The sequence below is a fragment of the Clostridium sp. AF32-12BH genome, from assembly GCF_003477935.1.
Classification (GTDB): domain Bacteria; phylum Bacillota; class Clostridia; order Lachnospirales; family Lachnospiraceae; genus Brotaphodocola.
The window spans coordinates 1-13,822 of sequence record NZ_QUEH01000022.1; the positions used below are offsets into that span (position 1 = coordinate 1).

Here is a 13,822-nt window from a genome sequence, read left to right on the forward strand (position 1 = left end):
ACGGCGGAGGTCGTGGGTTCGAACCCCATCCGGGTCGCTGAATATCGCTAAAGTGGTATTCGAAAGTTGAATATGGGGTCTTAGCTCAGCTGGGAGAGCATCTGCCTTACAAGCAGAGGGTCATAGGTTCGAGCCCTATAGGCCCCACTTTCAAAGAAAACCTGGTTCGCCGATATGGCTCAATTGGCAGAGCAGCTGATTTGTAATCAGCAGGTTATCGGTTCGAGTCCGATTATCGGCTTTGAGATTTCCGCTTTGCGGTAATTAAATAATGATTATGGGGGAATTCCCGAGTGGCCAAAGGGGGCAGACTGTAAATCTGTTAGCTGTGCTTTCGGTGGTTCGAATCCACCTTCCCCCACTCAACAACTTCATATTTTCGCGAATATCGCGGGGTGGAGCAGTCTGGAAGCTCGTCGGGCTCATAACCCGAAGGTCATAGGTTCAAATCCTATCCCCGCAATTTTGCCTTGGTAGCTCAGTTGGTAGAGCAGAGGACTGAAAATCCTCGTGTCACTGGTTCGATTCCGGTCCAAGGCATACGGGCGTGTAGCTCAGTCGGTAGAGCACTTGACTTTTAATCAAGTTGTCCGGGGTTCGAATCCCCGCACGCTCATCTTTGAAAATGGCTTAAATCCTTGAAAACCTTGGATTTAAGCCATTTTTTGTTTCAGGTGACAAATATCTTCAGACAATCCCCGCACAGAAAAAGTGCTTTTGTAATCATCTATTGTATGATAAAATATAACGAGCGAATGATAATATCTTCAATTTATCTTCAAAAATGTTTGTATTACTGGGCTCCGATGAAAGAGGAAACGATGGAATGAAAGGAACCAAAACGCATAAAGTTTCAGAACAGGATAAATGGATTCATGAGTTTGAAAATCTGTATATTTTGACTTACAAATCTTTGTACCGTCATGCAAAGCTTATTTTCGGGCAGGAAGAGAAGGCAAAAGAACTTTTGATTCAGGTTTATATGGAAGCTTATCAGAGAGGAAGTCAGCTTCAGAAGGAAAAGAGTCCAGCAGACTGGCTTTTAAAGCGATCTGATTTTTTGGCAGAAACGAAGTTGGAAGCTACACGGGAAATGATTGAGGCATCTTATGCAGAAGAAAAAATGCAGTCAAAAGAAGCCAGAAAAGAAAATCTGACGAATCTGGATGAGACTTCTTTGCTTCTGGAAATAGAAGACCGCCTGGGAATTGTAGAAGGAACCGGAGAATACCCGGATGAGACGGATGTTTCCCGGGGAAAGAGAATTTGGTCCATTGTACTGCTGATAGCGGCAATTTTGCTGGCGATTGTTGGAATCTGGAAAGTGAAACACCAGCTGGATCTTTTGCAGGCACCATTTGAACGGACGTTTCATCAGACCGAAGAGACGGAAGCAAAGAAGGAAACGATAGAGATTCAATTAGGCGATAAAGCAGTAGTTCTCTCTGAAGCGGGGCAGATTCTCTATACTGTGCCATTGGAAGAAAGCAACCTCGCAGGAGAGCACGATTACAATGAAGAAATTCAGACAAGAGATGGCTGGACGTATTATCTGCCTTGTCCGGAACGAAAAGACAGTCAGCTTTCGAAGGTTCATCCATCTTTGTATCATACCTTATACCGGTCGGATACGGATCAGGAGATTGAGGTGATTGCCCAGGATGTAGATAATTTTACGTTTTGGGAAGATGGAATCTATATTATGCAGTATGGGTCTGTGCAGCGGATCAGTGTAGATGCAGCTTTTGCAACACAGCAGATAGGCGCCTATGCAGCTGTACAAAATGATGAGATTTATTTGTATGATACCCTTGGAAGAACACTGCAGACAGACATAGATGGAAATCTCCAATATGGTGATCGTGTTTTTAAAATGTCTGGAAACCGGATTGAAGATATCATGACTGCAAAACATCAGTATGGAAGTACAGAATATTATTTGAAAGAGCAGAATGATGGAGAGGGTCAGGCAATCTTTTGCAAAAAGGGCGGAAATGAAAAACTTTTTGAGTCTATGGGCAAGTCGATTGACAGTTTCTGCATTGTAGGAGACTGGATTTATTACAGTGCATGGATGAAGGGAAAAGAGCGCGGAAAACAGTACAGTCAGTTATTTCGCCTTTCTCTGACTGAGGAAGATGCAGAAGTGGAAGAATTACACAAACGATATCCGGGAAGAATCTGGCAGTTGTATTATTCCGAAGAGGGAGACCAGATTTATGGGAATTATGCCCCTGAAAACTGGAAAAATGGTTATGGGGTGATTGCTGTTATCTCCCGTTCTGGTCAAATGAGTTATCTGGATGATGCAGAACTTCGGGAAAGACAGGAAACGACAGGCAATGACCGGGTTAAATTTGTTGTGATGCAGGATGGTCAGGTGTATGGTTATTGGGAAGACTGTTATTGGAAAAAAGGAGAAGTACCGGTACCAATGTGGCGCAAGGTTCTGGTGATTCCGGATAAAAACAGAGTTGTGATGGAAGATTGATCTTCTGTCGCAACTCTGTTTTTTCTTACGGTATACAAGTTCCTCTTTCTGGATATAAACTCCTCGTTTGTCACATAAGTGGATAAGCTTATTTCTCAGTATATAAAATAAGTTCGGTTTTATTCATCAAATTCTGCAATCACGTAAAAACCGCGTGAATTTTCCTGAATATCTTTTATTACACCTTGTTTGGATTTGAGCCGGTCCCTTGACTTGTAGCAGCCGGACATGGCAACAGCCGGTTCGATGATATAGCTGTAGTTAAAGCCTTCTCGTTCTGTGACATCTACGACATCCCCGATTTTCACAAGACCCTGGCGTTCCATTTTGAATTCCATTTCGCGCAAAATATGTCATCTCTTTTCTTTTTCTGTGAATGTTTTCATGCTGCCGATTGGTAATGCGAAGCATCAGCAACGTACGGTTCGCAACATATCGATTATAATGAAAAGAGGTTGGAATGTAAAGGTGTTCTATGTTACAATCTCTTATTATAGAAGGATGAATAGAGACAAATGGAGAGAAAAGAGTTATTAACAGAGCGGTTGAAGCGCTATGCTGCATCTGATGCAGCGGCTTTTCACATGCCGGGACATAAACGGAATCTGGAGTTTGGAATGACGAGGGAGTTTCCTAACCCATTTTCCATTGATATTACGGAAATTGAAGGTTTTGACAATCTGCATCATGCAGAGGGAATTTTAAAGGAATCCATGCGCTGGGCAGCAGGTGTGTATGGTGCAGATCGCACCTATTATCTGGTCAATGGGAGCAGCTGTGGAATTTTAAGTGCCATTGGGGCAGTCATGCGTCCGGGTGAAACGATGCTTGTCAGCCGCAACTGCCATAAATCGGTATATCATGGACTTATCCTCAATTCGTTGAAACCGGAATACGTTTATCCACAAATTATTGAGGATTTGGGGATACAGGGCGGAATCTCGCCGGATGATGTGGAAAAACAATTAGAAGAATGCCCGGAAATTCGCGGAGTTTTGATCGTGTCTCCAACGTATGACGGCGTGGTTTCTGATATCAGCAAAATTGCAGAGATTGTTCACAGGCACAACATTCCTCTTATCGTGGATGAAGCGCATGGTGCACATTTCCCGTTTGGCAATGGATGTTTTCCAAAGTCGGCTTTATCATGTGGAGCGGATCTGGTAATCCAGAGTCTGCATAAAACGCTGCCCAGTCTGACGCAGACAGCAGTCCTGCATCTGAAAGGAAACAGGGTCAGCAGGGAACGTCTGGAACGTTGCCTGCAGATGTATCAGAGCAGCAGTCCTTCCTATGTGTTTATGGCAGTCATGGAGCAGTGTATTTTTGAAATGGAGAAACATGGGAGCAATTGCATGGAAGCATTTTCAAAACGCATTCGAAATATACGTGAAAGACTGGAAGCGCTGCAGATTTTGAAACTGTTAAGCCGGAAGATAAATGGAGCATATGGCGTATTCGACGTCGATGAATCAAAACTGGTGATTTCCTGCCGGGGCGCGATGACAGGCGAGGAACTTAGTGAATGGATGCGCCGGGATTTTGCAATTGAGCTGGAAATGTGCGGAGCGGATTATGTGGTAGCAATCCTGACCTTTTTGGATTCGGAGGAGCATTTGGAGCGCCTGGCAAATGCGTTGCTTGCGATAGATCAAAAATTAGTAATGCAGGGAAACGATATGAATGCGGCTGCAGGACTTGGTGGGAGAAGCGGATTCTGTGAAGCAGAAAAAGGATGGGAAATAAGACCGGAAATCTGTATCTCCCCCGCGGAGGCATGGAATGCACCGCTTGAGCGTATCCGCCTGGAAAAATCGGCAGGACGGATTTCCGGGGAGTTCATTTATTTGTATCCGCCTGGAATTCCGATCATCACTCCAGGTGAAAAAATGACGGAGGAAATCATTCGTGAGGTCGTATATGACCGGAAGATCGGACTTCCAGTCCAGGGAATGGAGGATAAACGGACAGAGTATCTGCGGGTGACCAGAGAAAATCTGGCAAATGAGGTAAGATTGTGTGAGTGAAGTAAGATTCTGTGAATCGGAAAATTGAAAAATCAGCAGCAGGAGAAAACAAAAAATGGGAAAAATTTTTTATCTGATGGGAAAGAGTGCATCAGGAAAGGACAGTATTTATAAACGTCTGCGCAGTGACTGTCCCCAGTTGCAGAGTATTGTGCTCTACACGACACGTCCGATCCGGGACGGAGAATGGGAAGGGGTCGAATACCATTTTATAGACGATGAGAAACTGCATGATCTGGAACAGAGCGGAAAAGTAATTGAAGTACGGACGTATCAGACGGTTTACGGACCATGGAGTTATGCAACGGTGGATGATGGGCAGATTGATCTGAAACATCAGAATTATCTGGTCATCGGTACCCTGGATTCGTATGAGAAACTGCGGGAGTATTATGGGGAAAAAAATCTGATTCCGTTGTATGTTACCGTGGAGGATGGAGTGCGTCTGGAGCGTGCACTTTTGCGTGAACGGCAGCAGAGTGCACCCAAATACGCCGAAATGTGTCGGCGTTTTCTGGCGGATGAAGCAGATTTTGCGCCAGAGCGCCTGGCACGTCTTGGTGTGACGGAAAACTTTGAAAATACGGAATTGGAAAGCTGCGTCAAAAAGATTACAGAGCGAATCCGGAAAGCGTGTTTTTCTACCTGTGTGCAGGAACCGTGATTTTTATGATTTAGGAGCCGGGGCATTGGCTGGGAAGAAAAAGTGTGTTATACTTTTGGCAGGCGCATTTGGCATCCCTGAATTCACGCCGCCTGATCGGCGGCAGAATTTTTATAGTAAAAATGAAAAGACTGCGAGGTGACTGTCATGTTGAATTTTCAGGAAATCATCGGTCATGAACAGATAAAAGAACATTTTCAAAAGGCAATTGAGTACAACAAGGTATCGCATGCCTATATTCTTACCGGAGAGGCCGGAATGGGGCGGAAATCCCTGGCAAATGCTTTTGCGCTCACACTTCTTTGTGAGAAGGGAAAAAGTGAGCCTTGTATGGAATGTCATGCCTGCAAACAGGTGTTGAGCGGCAGCCATCCGGATCTGATCTATGTGTCCCACGAAAAACCAGGAACGATTGGTGTGGATGATATCCGTAAACAGATCAATGATACCATCATGATCCGTCCATACAGCAGCTATTATAAAGTGTATATTGTGGATGAAGCGGAAAAGATGACCCAGCAGGCACAGAATGCGCTGTTAAAAACCATTGAGGAGCCGCCGTCCTATGCGGTTATCCTGCTTTTGACAACCAATCAGGAGGCATTTTTGCCGACGATCCTTTCCCGCTGCGTACAGTTAAAATTGAAGCCTCTTAGGGATTTTACCGTAAAGAAATATCTGACGGACAATCTGCATATTGGAGAAGCAGATGCCGATATTTACGCAGCATTTGCGCGTGGAAACCTTGGAAAAGCGATTTCCCTGGCTTCTTCCGAGGACTTTAAGCTTTTGCATGGAGAAATGCTCCATCTTTTAAAATATGTGAAGGAGATGGATATTTCTGAACTGCTGGATTATATCCGTAAAATGAAAGAAGAAAACCTGGATATCTATGAGTGTCTGGATTTTATGCAGCTCTGGTACCGGGATGTGCTGCTTTACAAAGTTGCGCGCGATATGAACCAGCTGATCTTTAAAGATGAATACAGCAGTATCAATGCAATTGGACAGACATGTTCCTATGCAGGACTGGAGAAAGTGCTTGAAGCGATTGGGAAAGCCCGTGTCCGGCTGGATGCCAATGTCAATATGGAACTGGCCATGGAACTGATGCTGCTTGTTATGAAAGAAAATAGTTAGTGTGTTGGAAGGTCTGGTAATGATTTCTGATCGTTGCAGAAATGTACCGGAAAACAGATAGGAGATAGAAAAATTATGGTAACAGTGATTGGAGTGCGCTTTCGTACGGCTGGAAAAATTTATTATTTTTCGCCTGGAAAGCTGGAAATTAAAAATGGTGACCATGTGATCGTGGAGACTGCACGTGGAATTGAATATGGTCATGTGGTTTTAGGAAACCGCGATGTGGACGATCATAAGGTTGTACAGCCTTTAAAGGCTGTAATCCGTATGGCAAATAAAGAAGATATTGCCCGGGAAGAGGCAAACCGGAAAAAAGAAAAGGATGCTTTTAAAATTTGTCAGGAAAAGATCCGTAAGCATAAGCTGGAGATGAAACTGATCGATGTGGAATACACATTTGATAATAACAAGATCCTTTTTTATTTTACGGCAGATGGAAGAATCGATTTCCGTGAGCTGGTAAAAGATCTTGCATCCGTATTTAAGACCAGGATTGAGCTTCGCCAGGTTGGCGTCCGGGACGAGACGAAAATTGTAGGAGGCATTGGCATCTGCGGCAGACCGCTTTGCTGTCATTCTTACCTGTCTGAGTTTATTCCGGTATCCATCAAGATGGCAAAGGAACAGAATCTTTCCTTAAATCCGACGAAGATTTCCGGTGTATGCGGACGTCTGATGTGCTGCCTGAAGAATGAGGAAGAAACCTACGAATATTTAAACAGCAAACTTCCGGGTGTAGGAGATTATGTAACGACCGACGATGGCCTAAAGGGAGAAGTACAGAGTGTGAATGTGCTGCGCCAGCTGGTTAAGGTTGTCGTTATGGTGGAAAAAGATGAAAAAGAAATCCGGGAATACAAAGTAGAGCAGTTGAAGTTTAAACCACGCCGCAGAAAAGGCAAAGGAGAGCAGGCAGAAGATTCGGAACTGAAGAAGCTGGAAGCACTGGAAAAAAAGGAAGGAAAGTCGAAACTGAATGAATAAGGTGATCTGCGGTGAGGATGAGCGGATCGATGATCTTCAGAGAAATGGTTACCGTATCATCCAGAAAAAGAAAGGTTTTTGTTTTGGCATGGATGCCGTACTTTTGTCCGGATTTGCCCAGGTAAAAGAGGGAGAGATGGCAGTGGATCTGGGAACTGGAACCGGGATCATTCCCATTCTCCTGGAGGCAAAAACAAAAGGACGACATTTTACCGGGCTGGAGATTCAGGAGGAAGTAGCTGAGATGGCAAACCGCAGTGTAAGACTGAATCATCTGGAAGACCGGGTAGATATCGTAAGAGGAGACATCAAAGAAGCCAGCCGGCTGTTCGGCAAGGCTTCTTTTGATGTGGTTACCTCCAATCCGCCTTATATGAATGACAATCATGGATTGAAAAATCCGGATCTCCCCAAGGCAATTGCCCGCCACGAAGTGTTCTGCACGCTGGATGATGTATGCCGGGAAGCTTCGCTGCTTTTAAAAACCGGAGGACGGTTTTATATGGTACACCGGCCTCACAGGCTGGCTGAGATCATTACAGCATTAAAAAATTACAAACTGGAACCGAAGCGTATGAAACTGGTACATCCTTTTATCGACAAGGATGCGAATATGGTGCTGATCGAGGCCGTGCGGGGCGGAAAATCTATGATGAAGGTGGAAGCCCCCATCATTGTATATCAGAAACCTGGCGTGTATACACAGGAAATTTACGATATTTACGGATATTAGAGAACAGAAAACACGCAAGTACGTACAGGAACAAAAATACAGAATGATTGCGCATATTAAGGCAAAAACGGAACTGAGAGAAAAACAGTTGCAGCGAAAATTCGTTATAGCTTTGTCTGGCAGGCGAGGTATGACGGATTTTCTGCTATCAGGAGGAAATTATGGCTGAGCAGGAAAAGACAGCAGGTAAGTTATATCTTTGTGCGACCCCGATCGGAAATCTGGATGATATTACACTTCGGGTACTCAATACGTTAAAGGAAGCAGATCTGATTGCAGCAGAAGACACCAGACACAGCATCAAACTGCTGAATCATTTTGGAATCAAAACTCCGATGACCAGTTATCATGAGTACAATAAGATTGACAAAGCACGCTATCTGGTGGAACAGATGCGCCAGGGGGTCAATATTGCACTGGTGACCGATGCGGGAACACCGGGAATTTCAGATCCGGGTGAAGAACTGGTGAAACAGTGTTATGAAGCCGGAATTGAAGTGACTTCCCTGCCGGGACCGGCAGCCTGCATTACAGCGTTGACTTTATCGGGGCTGGGAACAAGACGATTCTGTTTTGAGGCATTTCTTCCGGTGGATAAAAAGGAACGTCAGTGGGTTCTGGAAGAATTAAAAAGCGAGACACGGACGATGATCGTATATGAGGCACCGCATCATCTGGTGCGGACTTTGCAGGAATTATCCGATACGTTAGGAGCAAACCGGCGCATTACCATTTGCCGGGAACTGACAAAAAAATATGAGGAAGCATATCGGACTACCTTTGCGGAGGCACTGGTTCATTATGAAAGTGAAGAGCCCAAAGGGGAATGTGTCATTGTAATTGAGGGAAAAAGCATCGATGAGTTGAAGGCAGAGCAGCAAAAATCCTGGGATGAAATGAGCCTGGAAGAACATATGGATCTTTACTTAAGCCAGGGGATGGATCGGAAAGATGCCATGAAGCAGGTTGCGAAAGACCGCGGTATCACAAAGCGCGATGTATATCGTATATTAATGGAACATAAGGAAGCATAAACGCAGGGCTGAAATACAAGAACAAAGAATGCCGTGAATTCGAAGCAGGATGCATGTATAATCGGATTTGCGGCAAAAAAATGGGAAAATATGTCAAAATATCGCCATATATTATCAAAATATTAAATCTATGGCATGTCTCTGAAATCCAATAAGATAGAGGTATTCAAAGGATAAGGAGATATGACATGGAAAATGAAAGGTTGCTGCTGAAGATTGAAGAATTGATGAAGCAGCGAGGATACAGCCGGTATCGGCTTTCTCAGTTAAGTGGAATCAAGCAATCAACCCTGACAACAATGTTTAACAAAAGAAGTACGGTCAGCATCGACAATTTGACTAAGATCAGCAAAGCATTTGACATGAAATGTTCGGAATTTTTAAGTCTGGTTGAGGACGATCCGGCGAAAAGCACTGCAAAAGACTTCCCGGTATGCGAATGGGAAGCGCTGAACAAAGATCTGAAGCATGTGGTGGTTCTGATGATGCGGCTTTTAAAAGACAATCAGCTTCAAAATCAGTCCTAATCGTTTGCGCAGAACAGATCTCAGGGCGGCAGGAAAAAAGAATACCGAAACCAGGAAGCGTTTTGTCAGGAATATTGCTTGACAAAACGCTTTTTATTCTATAATATATAAAACGTCAAAATACTTTGAATATCAAAACATTTGAAAATAAAAGTAAATTTAGGATGGTTGCGACAGAGTATCGCACGAATTTCAAGAGGAAACAGGTACGAACATGACAGGCAGAATTATTGGAACCGGTTCTTATGTTCCGGAGCGCATTGTGACGAATGAAGAATTGGCAGAAGTTGTGGATACCAGTGATGAGTGGATCGTTACCCGCACCGGAATCCATGAACGCCGGATCGCTGAGACAGAGGGTACCAGTGTACTGGCTTCCCGGGCAGCCGAGCGTGCTCTGGAGAACGCAAAGGTTACGGCAGAAGAGATTGAGTTTATTTTGCTTGCAACTTCTTCTCCGGATCACTGTTTCCCAAATGGGGCCTGTGAAGTACAGGCGGCGATTGGTGCAGTACACGCGATGGCATTTGATATCAGTGCGGCCTGTTCCGGATTTGAGATTGCCCTCAGCACGGCACAGGCCTTTCTTCAGGCAGGTACGTACAAGACAGGACTGATCATTGGTGCAGACTGTTTAAGCAAGCTGACAGACTGGAGCGACCGGGGCACCTGTGTGTTGTTTGGTGATGGGGCCGGGGCAGCGGTGATCCGCGCAGATGAAAAGACCGGCGTTATTCACAGTGTTATGGGTTCCGACGGTGCGCGTGGCATGGTACTTTCCTGTCTGGCACGCAGCGAGGGGAACTTTTTAAACGGAAAGAAACCGGAACTGGGTTACATTTCTATGAATGGTCAGGAAGTGTTTAAGTTCGCAGTGAAAAAAGTTCCGGAATGCATTCATCAGGTACTTTCTGAAAGCGGTACTGATATGGATGATATTCGGTACTTTATTCTTCATCAGGCAAACTACCGGATCTGTGAGGCTGTGGCAAAACGGTTGAAGCAGCCGCTCGATAAGGTGCCGATGAACATTGACAAGTATGGAAATACCTCCGGGGCTACGGTTCCGATCCTGTTAGATCAGTTAAACCGGGAAGGAAAGCTGAAACGGGGTGACAAACTGGTGCTTGCCGGTTTTGGCGGAGGACTTACCTGGGGCGCAGTGCTGCTGGAATGGTAGTAAGGAAAACAGATTTACGATCCGTTTTCTTCAAACATATAAAAACAATTACATAGTAAAGGAGATTAAAATTATGTTAGAGAAGATGAAAGAAATTATTGCAGATCAGTTAAGCGTAGATGCAGACAGCATCACTGAGGCTTCTTCCTTCAAAGAGGATTTAGGTGCGGATTCCCTGGATCTGTTCGAGCTGGTAATGGCTCTGGAGGATGAGTACTCCGTAGAGATCCCGTCTGACGACCTGCAGAACCTGCTGACAGTTGGTGATGTTATGAATTACCTGAAGGAGAAAGGTGTAGAGGCATAAGCCCTGCACCCTTTTTTGGCGAATGCCGCGACAACGGGAGAAACTGCGCAGAATATGTTTCACCTGTTAAAAGAGTGAGTTGGAGGAGTCAGATGAAAACGAGAATTACAGAACTCTTGGGAATTGAATACCCGATCATTCAGGGTGGTATGGCATGGGTGGCAGAGAGCCATCTGGCAGCTGCGGTATCCGCTGCTGGCGGTCTGGGACTGATCGGCGGGGCGAATGCACCGGCTGAGGTCATCCGGAATTATATCCGTGAGGTAAAAGCTGCAACAGACAAGCCATTCGGTGTCAATGTGATGCTGATGAGCCCTTACGCAGATGAAGTAGCAAAAGTAGTCGTGGAAGAAGGCGTGAAGGTTGTTACGACCGGAGCCGGAAACCCGGAAAAATATATGGAGATGTGGAAGGCAGCAGGCGTGAAGGTCATCCCGGTTGTTGCATCCGTAGCTCTGGCAAAGAGAATGGAGCGCTACGGCGCAGATGCAGTTGTAGCAGAGGGCACAGAGTCCGGCGGACATATCGGTGAGGCAACCACCATGACACTGGTACCGCAGGTAGTAGATGCTGTTTCCATTCCGGTGATCGCAGCAGGCGGTATCGGTGATGGCAGAGGCATCGCAGCGGCATTCATGCTGGGGGCTGAGGCCGTGCAGATGGGAACCCGTTTCCTGGTAGCGAAAGAGTGTATTGTCCATCAGAATTATAAAGACCGTGTCTTAAAGGCAAAGGATATCGATTCTACCGTAACCGGACGCACTCATGGACATCCGGTGCGCTGTCTGAGAAACCAGATGACCAGAGAGTATGTGAAGCTGGAGAACGAAGGAAAGAGCTTTGAGGAACTGGAGTATCTGACACTTGGAACGCTGCGCAAGGCAGTCCAGGAGGGCGATGTAGCGCATGGAACCGTGATGGCAGGACAGATTGCAGGTATGGTTTCCAAGGAGCAGACCTGTAAGGAAATGATCGATGAGATGATGGCACAGGCGGAGAAACTTCTGGGCCGCAAATAGAGTAGGAATAGATTAAGTATTTGAACGCAAAAAGGAGCAAGAGTGATGAGCAGGATCGCATTTATTTACCCGGGACAGGGCGCGCAGGTGTGCGGTATGGGACAGGATTTTTATGAGCAGACAAAGGCTGGAAAAGAGACCTTTGACCTGGCAAGCGAGATTCTGGGTTTCTCCGTTCCGGAGCTTTGCTTTACGGAGAATGACCGTCTGGATATCACAGAGTATACCCAGGCTGCGATGGTGACTACCAGCATTGCCATGACAAAGGTACTGGAAGAAAAGGGCGTGAAGCCGGATGTAACAGCAGGGCTTAGCCTGGGCGAATATTGCGCACTCTATGCGGCCGGTGTTATGAGCGAGAAGGATGCCATTGCAACGGTAAGACAGAGAGGCATTCTGATGCAGCAGGCAGTTCCGGCAGGACAGGGAGCGATGGCTGCTGTCCTGGCTATGGATGCCGCAGCCATTGAAGAAACCATTGCAGATATCGATGGCGTGCAGATCGCGAACTATAACTGTCCGGGACAGATTGTAATTTCCGGAAAAAAAGAGGCAGTCGAAACTGCCTGTGAGAAGTTAAAGGAAGCAGGTGCAAAGCGCACGATCCTGTTAAACGTAAGCGGACCATTCCATTCCCGCATGCTGACCGGCGCCGGTGAGAAGCTTGGTGAGGTACTGGAAAACGTGGAGGTTCATACTCCGGTGATTCCGTATGTGGCGAATGTGACCGCGCAGTATGTAACAGATGCGGCGGAAGTAAAACCGCTTCTGACCAGACAGGTTTCTTCCTCTGTCAGATGGGAGCAGAGTGTGCGTACCATGCTGGCTGACGGAGTAGATACCTTTGTAGAGATCGGCCCGGGCAAGACCCTGAGCGGATTTATGAGAAAGATCGACAGAACCGTAAAGGTTCTTAATATAGAGAAGCTGGATGACGTGTCAAAAGTTGTGGAGGAACTTGGATGTTAACTGGAAAGATCGCAGTGGTGACCGGCGCAAGCCGTGGCATCGGAAAAGAAATCGCAAAGACTCTGGCAGCAAAGGGAGCAACCGTTGTTGTCAATTATAATGGATCTGCAGCAAAGGCAGAGGAGACTGTAAAAGAAATCGAGGCACTGGGCGGCAAGGCAGAGGCCCTGCAGTGTAATGTGTCTGAGTATGACAAGGCAGCAGAGATGATGGAGTATGTGGTGAAAACCTATGGCCGTGTAGACATTCTGGTCAATAATGCCGGCATTACCCGCGATAACCTGCTGATGAAGATGAGCGAGGAAGATTTTGACGCAGTCTTAAACACCAACTTAAAGGGTGCGTTCAACTGCATTAAGCATATTTCCCGCCAGATGTTAAAGCAGAAGAGCGGACATATCGTAAACATCTCATCGGTATCCGGTGTGATGGGAAATGCAGGCCAGGTAAACTACAGCGCATCCAAAGCTGGCGTGATCGGTATGACCAAGGCAGTGGCAAGGGAAATGGCAAGCAGAGGCATTACCTGCAACGCAGTCGCACCGGGATTTATCAAAACCGATATGACGGATGTGCTGTCAGATACCATTAAGGAAAACATCAATGCACAGATTCCGATGAAAAAATTCGGTGAGACAGAGGATGTCGCAAATCTGGTCGCATTTTTAGCATCCGATGCGGCAAAGTACATTACAGGCCAGGTCATCTGTGTCGACGGCGGAATGGCTATGTAATGTTGAAAGG

Annotated in this window: 14 protein-coding genes and 6 tRNA genes; 19 read left to right on the top strand and 1 reads right to left on the bottom strand. The window is 45.9% G+C overall.

Going from position 1 to position 13,822, the window contains the following annotated elements; translation table 11 throughout:
- Positions 1–74 precede the first annotated feature (74 nt).
- The 7 genes from DWZ40_RS17290 to DWZ40_RS17320 all read left to right on the top strand — a co-directional run bounded on the left by DWZ40_RS17290 (position 75) and on the right by DWZ40_RS17320 (position 2,491).
- Positions 75–147, top strand: a tRNA-Val gene (locus DWZ40_RS17290).
- Positions 148–168: 21 nt separating this feature from the next.
- Positions 169–241 (top strand) — tRNA-Thr (locus DWZ40_RS17295).
- A gap of 38 nt (positions 242–279) precedes the next feature.
- Positions 280–361: transfer RNA gene (locus DWZ40_RS17300), tRNA-Tyr, on the top strand.
- 28 nt (positions 362–389) lie between these two features.
- Positions 390–463, top strand: a tRNA-Met gene (locus tag DWZ40_RS17305).
- A gap of 4 nt (positions 464–467) precedes the next feature.
- Positions 468–540: transfer RNA gene (locus DWZ40_RS17310), tRNA-Phe, on the top strand.
- Positions 541–543: 3 nt separating this feature from the next.
- A tRNA-Lys gene (locus tag DWZ40_RS17315) sits at positions 544–616 on the top strand.
- 168 nt (positions 617–784) lie between these two features.
- Positions 785–2,491: a hypothetical protein gene (locus DWZ40_RS17320; RefSeq protein ID WP_147354207.1), complete on the top strand. Its 1,707-nt coding sequence runs from the start codon at positions 785–787 to the stop codon at positions 2,489–2,491.
- Positions 2,492–2,610: 119 nt separating this feature from the next.
- Here the strand turns inward: DWZ40_RS17320 and DWZ40_RS17325 are convergent, their stop codons facing one another.
- Positions 2,611–2,838: a hypothetical protein gene (locus DWZ40_RS17325; protein WP_118544110.1), complete on the bottom strand. Its 228-nt coding sequence runs from the start codon at positions 2,836–2,838 to the stop codon at positions 2,611–2,613.
- Between the two features lie 168 nt (positions 2,839–3,006).
- Here DWZ40_RS17325 and DWZ40_RS17330 point away from each other — a divergent pair, with 168 nt between their 5' ends.
- From DWZ40_RS17330 to fabG, 12 genes are all read left to right on the top strand, one after another.
- Positions 3,007–4,518 (top strand): aminotransferase class I/II-fold pyridoxal phosphate-dependent enzyme, encoded by a 1,512-nt coding sequence (locus DWZ40_RS17330; protein WP_118544111.1) that lies wholly within the window; start codon positions 3,007–3,009, stop codon positions 4,516–4,518.
- A gap of 55 nt (positions 4,519–4,573) precedes the next feature.
- Positions 4,574–5,182: a guanylate kinase gene (locus tag DWZ40_RS17335; RefSeq protein ID WP_118544112.1), complete on the top strand. Its 609-nt coding sequence runs from the start codon at positions 4,574–4,576 to the stop codon at positions 5,180–5,182.
- Between the two features lie 147 nt (positions 5,183–5,329).
- Positions 5,330–6,322, top strand: a complete 993-nt coding sequence (gene holB / locus DWZ40_RS17340; RefSeq protein WP_118544113.1) for a DNA polymerase III subunit delta' — start codon at positions 5,330–5,332, stop codon at positions 6,320–6,322.
- A gap of 75 nt (positions 6,323–6,397) precedes the next feature.
- Positions 6,398–7,309 (top strand): stage 0 sporulation family protein, encoded by a 912-nt coding sequence (locus tag DWZ40_RS17345; RefSeq protein WP_118544114.1) that lies wholly within the window; start codon positions 6,398–6,400, stop codon positions 7,307–7,309.
- A complete protein-coding gene (locus DWZ40_RS17350) occupies positions 7,302–8,042 on the top strand; it encodes a tRNA1(Val) (adenine(37)-N6)-methyltransferase (RefSeq protein WP_118544115.1) in 741 nt (246 codons plus the stop codon). The genes DWZ40_RS17345 and DWZ40_RS17350 overlap by 8 nt, the downstream gene beginning before the upstream one ends.
- A 161-nt stretch (positions 8,043–8,203) precedes the next feature.
- The gene (gene rsmI, locus DWZ40_RS17355) at positions 8,204–9,076 is read left to right on the top strand and encodes a 16S rRNA (cytidine(1402)-2'-O)-methyltransferase (protein ID WP_118544116.1); all 873 of its coding nucleotides are present in this window, start codon (positions 8,204–8,206) and stop codon (positions 9,074–9,076) included.
- Positions 9,077–9,264: 188 nt separating this feature from the next.
- Positions 9,265–9,603, top strand: coding sequence for a helix-turn-helix transcriptional regulator (locus DWZ40_RS17360; protein ID WP_118544117.1), 339 nt, complete (start codon positions 9,265–9,267; stop codon positions 9,601–9,603).
- Positions 9,604–9,817: 214 nt separating this feature from the next.
- Complete coding sequence (locus tag DWZ40_RS17365) at positions 9,818–10,783, top strand: beta-ketoacyl-ACP synthase III (RefSeq protein WP_118544118.1); 966 nt, start codon at positions 9,818–9,820, stop codon at positions 10,781–10,783.
- A gap of 73 nt (positions 10,784–10,856) precedes the next feature.
- Entirely contained in the window at positions 10,857–11,090 is a 234-nt protein-coding gene (gene acpP / locus DWZ40_RS17370; RefSeq protein WP_118533698.1) for an acyl carrier protein, read from the top strand.
- Positions 11,091–11,182: 92 nt separating this feature from the next.
- A complete protein-coding gene (gene fabK, locus DWZ40_RS17375) occupies positions 11,183–12,109 on the top strand; it encodes an enoyl-[acyl-carrier-protein] reductase FabK (RefSeq protein ID WP_118544119.1) in 927 nt (308 codons plus the stop codon).
- 45 nt (positions 12,110–12,154) lie between these two features.
- A complete protein-coding gene (gene fabD, locus DWZ40_RS17380) occupies positions 12,155–13,078 on the top strand; it encodes an ACP S-malonyltransferase (RefSeq protein WP_118544120.1) in 924 nt (307 codons plus the stop codon).
- On the top strand, positions 13,072–13,812 hold the full coding sequence (fabG, locus tag DWZ40_RS17385) for a 3-oxoacyl-[acyl-carrier-protein] reductase (protein ID WP_118544121.1): 741 nt from the start codon (positions 13,072–13,074) through the stop codon (positions 13,810–13,812). The genes fabD and fabG overlap by 7 nt, the downstream gene beginning before the upstream one ends.
- Positions 13,813–13,822 lie beyond the last annotated feature (10 nt).